The sequence below is a fragment of the Acidovorax sp. genome (assembly GCF_022763525.1).
In the GTDB taxonomy this organism is placed as follows: Bacteria; Pseudomonadota; Gammaproteobacteria; order Burkholderiales; family Burkholderiaceae_C; genus Acidovorax.
The window spans coordinates 1-4,663 of sequence record NZ_JALEGG010000096.1 but is presented as its reverse complement, the minus strand read 5'-3'; the positions used below and the strand labels follow the sequence as shown (position 1 = coordinate 4,663).

The window sequence follows — 4,663 nt, the reverse complement described above, 5'->3', positions numbered from 1 at the left end:
GGCGCTGGAGCTGGCGCAGCAGAGCTTCTATCCCTACTGGGGCGGCAGCCACCTGTTCCTGGCCGACCGGTATGCGGGCGAGTTCAACAAGAACTCGGCGCTTTTCCAAGGGTTCCTCACGGACCCGATGGCGTTTGGTGCGAGCCAGCGGTACTCGTCGCTGTTGCAGCAACCCGGGGCGCATGGGGCGGTGGGGGTGACGCTGGACAAGGAGCTGTACCGCATGCGGGCACCCGCGGTCACGCTCAATGGCATGAACAATACCCAGGTGCCGGTATCGTGGTTCTTCAAGGCTCAGTCAGCAAAGGCGGGCGAATTTCCGTTCGATCTCCAGGTCAATGATGCGCCTGCCGTGCGTGGAGGGTACGGCGATGTGCATGCACGTGCGGTGACTGTGGGTGCAGGCATGCAGCCCACGGAGCGCGTCAACCTGTTCGCTTATGTGAACCGGTTCGACATGCGGCTGCGCAGCCAGAACCTGTTCGAGACCTCCATGGACAACACAAGCACCCAGGGCGCTCTGGGCATGGCCTACCGTTGGGGCCCGACGGAGCAGACCTGGGTCAAGCTGGGACGCAGCATGGAGGACATCCTGCTACAGCGTTACCCCACGCTGTATCTGCTGCCCCCCTTCGTGAGCTTGATGGGCGTGAGCAGTGAACCCAAGAAGCAGTTCACCGACGTGCAACTGCGCCATACGGTGGACACCACCCCTGGCAGTCGCTGGAGCGTGGCCCTGGAGCATGTGCGTGAACGCCAGAACAACCTGATCGGCGGCGAAGCCGTAGTGGGCGCGAATATTCCGGGCGTCGGCGAGTACCGCGACTACCTGCTGGTGGGCGGTTACAACCGCGTGGACCGACGCTACACCGCGCTGACCCTTGCCACGACCCAGCGGTTGCACCCGGCGTTCAACCTGGACGCGGCACTGGGCCTGCAGCAGATACGCCACCGCGTCGATGGCGTGACGCAGAGCTACCTGGTAAATCTGGAATATTTCAACGAGGAGGAGGCGCGCCGCGCCGAGATGGAACGTGTCGTCACCCCGCGCGTGGGCTTGGTGTGGCAGCCCGCCGCAGGTACCACGGTGCGCATGGCTTACCAGGACTGGCTGCGTCCACTGAGTGTGTCCACTCTCACCAGCGTGGAAACCGCCGGCATCCCCGTCGAAGACCGCCTGGTCGAAGCCGGTGGCCGCCACAAGCGCACCGTGGCGCAAGTGGGTATTGAACTGGGGGCCAATACCTTCGTGAGCCTGCGCGCCGACCATTTGCGCGTGCGCAACCCCGGTACCGTGGGTGTGGACCTGCGCACGCCGAGCCTGCCGTTCCTGGAGGAGATGCGCAATATCCAGCTGGTGAACCTGTCTACCGCCGATCTGCTCGAAGACACCCCCAGCTTTGACACCGGCACCCTCAAGACTCTCGGCGCCGGCGTCAACCACATGTTCAGCCGCCAATGGTCGGGCTATGCCAAGTACCTCTACCAGGGCAGCGAGAGCCACATCTATGGCACGGACGGGCCGGCCGGCCGCATCCCCTACATTCCGCGCCACACGGCCGTGCTGGGGGCCACCTGGGTGGGCGCGCAGCGGTTCTACGTGAGCGGCCGCGCGGTGTACCGCTCGGAGCGTTTCGAGGACAAGGAAAACCTCACGCGCATCGCGCCGGGGTGGGGCGTCGACCTGATGGGCTTCTGGGAATCGCAGGACAAGCACTGGGTGGTGGGCGCGGCCGCATTGAATCTGTGGGCGCCCAAGTCGGACCGCCGAAAGACCCGGTATGTCCTGGACGCGCGCTACCGCTTCTGACGCCGCGTCGCGAGCGGCCCGGCGCCGCCAGCAGCGGCTCGCTACGCTGGCAGCCTGCGTACTGGCGCTGCTGCTGGTGGGGGCGGCCACGTTCAGCCGCACATGGCATGCGCTGGAGTTCAAGACCTTCGATGTGCTCACTGCGCTCACCGCGCCGCAGCGCACGGCGCTGCCGGTGGTGATCCTTGCCATCGACGAACCCACGTTCCAGGAGCTGCAACAGGCCTGGCCCTTCCCGCGCAGCGTGCATGCCGCGCTGCTGCGGCGATTGCATGCGGGAGGCGCCGCGGCCGTGGGGTTCGACGTGGTGTTCGCCGAGCCCACCACCGAGCCGGAGGACGCCAGCCTGGCGCAGGCCATCGCCGAGACCGGCCCGGTGGTGCTGGCCGCCACGCGCGAGAAGATCGACAGCAGCCAGGCCGCGCTGTGGCTGGACGTGATGCCGCTGCAGCGGTTCCTCGACGCCGGGGCCGATGCGGGCGATGCTGGTGTGGAGCCCGACGACGACTTCGTGGTGCGCCGGGCCCCTGTGGCGCGCGAGAGCTTCGCGCTGCGGCTGGCCCAGCGCGCGGCCGAAGCGCAAGGCAAGACGCCGGTGCTGCGACATTTCGACTGGATCGGCTACCGCGGACCGCGCGGAACATTTGACACCCGCTCGTACTACCAGGCGCTGGAGCCGGGCCTGCTGCCGCCGGGCTTCTTCAAGAACAAGATCGTGCTGGTGGGGCGCTCGGCGCGCACCGCCACCGAGCTGTCGCGGTCGCAGGCCGACCTGTTCAATTCGCCCTTTGGCACGGCGGGCGGCGAGCGCTTGTTCCCCGGCGTCGAGCTGCAGGCCACGCTGGTGGACAACTACCTCACCGGCGGTGGCTTGCGCAGCGTGCCCGAGGGCTGGACGCTGGTGCTCGTGGCGCTGCTGGTGCCCCTGCTGATGTGGGGCAATCGCCGACTGCATCCGGCAGGCGCAGCGGCGATGGCGGGCCTTGTGGTGGTGGCGATCGTGGCTGCGTCGTGGTGGCTGTTTGCGCGTTTTCAGCTGTGGTGGCCACCCTTGCTGCCTGCGTCGGCTGCCGGAGCCATTTACGGCGCGGCAGCGCTGGCGGGCTATGCCTTTGTGCGGCGGCGCGCACGCCAGACCCGGGCGATGTTTGCGCAGTACGTGCCGCCCTCTGTGGTCTCGCGCCTCATTGCGCAGCCCGAGTTGATGCGCCTGGGCGGCGAGGCGCGCGAGGTCACGCTCATGTTCACCGACCTGGCCAACTTCACCACGCTGTCCGAGCAGTTGAGCGCCGAGCAGACGGTGGAGCTGCTCACCGCCTACTTCAACGCCATGACCCCCATCGTGCACGCCACCGGTGGCACGGTGGACAAGTTCATTGGCGACGCGGTGATGGCGTTCTGGGGGGCGCCGCTGGCCGACGCCCAGCATGCCGAGCATGCGCTGCAGGCCGCCGTGGCGATGCAGGAGGCCATGCAGCCGCTGGTGGCCGACCTGCGCGCGCGCGGGCTGCCGGCCGTGCACATGCGCATCGGCCTGCACACGGGGCGCGCGGTGGTGGGCAATGTGGGGTCCGAGCAGCGGTTCTCGTACACCGCCATTGGCGACGCCGTGAACCTGGCAGCGCGCCTGGAGGGGGCCAACAAGGCGTTTGACACCCGCATCCTGCTCTCGGATGCCACGGCGGCACAGCTGCCGGCCACGGTGGCGCTGCGGGCGCTGGACGACGTGGTCGTCAAGGGCAGGACCGAACCCGTGCGTGTGTTCACACCCTGCCAGGACGCGGACTTGCGAAACGCCAGCCTGGCGGCGCTGGAAGCCTTTCACGCCCGCGACTGGGACGGGGCTGCGGCCCATCTGGCCCGGGTGCTGGCGCGGGCGCCGGGCGACCCCGCGGCGCTGCGCCTGCAGGACCGCCTGGCAGCGGCCCGCGCGATGCCCGCAGGGGCCGTCTGGTCGCCCGCGGTCGCGCTCGACAAATTGTGACCATCCTTTGACATGTGTTGACCGGGGTCATGCCCGGCGGTGCCATCATGGGGACGTGGGGCTTTTTCACCCCAACGTCTCGATAACCTCTGAACCTCAAAGGAGCCAGCATGCAAGTACAAGTCAACACCGACGACCACATCCAGGGCGGCGAGTCGCTCGCGCAGTGGATCACCGACGAGTCCAAGAGCCGGCTGTCGCGCTTTCAGGACCACGTCACGCGGCTGGAGGTGTTCCTGAGCGACCTGGACGCCGGCAAGTCCGGCGCGAACGACAAGCGCTGCCGCATCGAGGCGCGCGTCACGGGCCGCCAGCCGGTCACCGTGACCGACGACGCCGACAAGATGGCCAATGCCTTCATCGGCGCCGTGGACAAGCTGGCACGCGCGCTGGACACCGACCTGGGCCGTGCCAAGGACCGCAACGGTCGCGACACCATCCGCGCGGCGGATGCGGGTGAGTGATTCTTGAAGAAATTGGCTTCTGGCGCTTGATGGACAAGCGCTGGCAGCTATCAAATTTGTAGTTTTTTGTAGGAGGCCGGACGGGCGTCTCCCTGAAAAGAGTGCCGCTGCAACGCATTCGTTGCAGCGGCACTCTTGTTTCGCGCGGCTACAAGTCCAGCACCAGCAGCTTGCTGCGTGCCCGCGAGCAGCAGGGCATGAACTGCTCGTTGGCGGCCTTTTCCTCGTCCGTCAGGTACATGTCGCGGTGGTCCACCTCGCCTTCCAGCACGCGGGTGAGGCAGGTGCCGCACACGCCCTGCTCGCACGAGGTGAGGATGTCGATGCCTTCCTTGCGCAGCGCTTCCACCACCGACACGTCGGGTGCAATCGGGTAGACCTTGCCTGTGCTGGCAATGCGCACTT

4 protein-coding genes are annotated in these 4,663 nt (G+C 67.4%); 3 read left to right on the top strand and 1 reads right to left on the bottom strand.

From position 1 onward, the window contains the following. The 3 genes from MRY84_RS07555 to MRY84_RS07545 form a co-directional block, all read left to right on the top strand. On the top strand, window positions 1-1,810 hold a 1,810-nt coding region (locus tag MRY84_RS07555), incomplete at its 5' end, for a TonB-dependent receptor (protein WP_291505119.1). After that, window positions 1,782-3,794 (top strand): adenylate/guanylate cyclase domain-containing protein, encoded by a 2,013-nt coding sequence (locus tag MRY84_RS07550; protein ID WP_291505118.1) that lies wholly within the window; start codon window positions 1,782-1,784, stop codon window positions 3,792-3,794. The genes MRY84_RS07555 and MRY84_RS07550, both read left to right, overlap by 29 nt. A 110-nt stretch (window positions 3,795-3,904) precedes the next feature. After that, on the top strand, window positions 3,905-4,258 hold the full coding sequence (locus tag MRY84_RS07545; protein ID WP_291505117.1) for an HPF/RaiA family ribosome-associated protein: 354 nt from the start codon (window positions 3,905-3,907) through the stop codon (window positions 4,256-4,258). Between the two features lie 148 nt (window positions 4,259-4,406). Here the strand turns inward: MRY84_RS07545 and MRY84_RS07540 are convergent. Then, a partial coding sequence (locus MRY84_RS07540) for a 2Fe-2S iron-sulfur cluster binding domain-containing protein (RefSeq protein WP_291505116.1) occupies window positions 4,407-4,663 on the bottom strand: 257 nt, incomplete at its 5' end.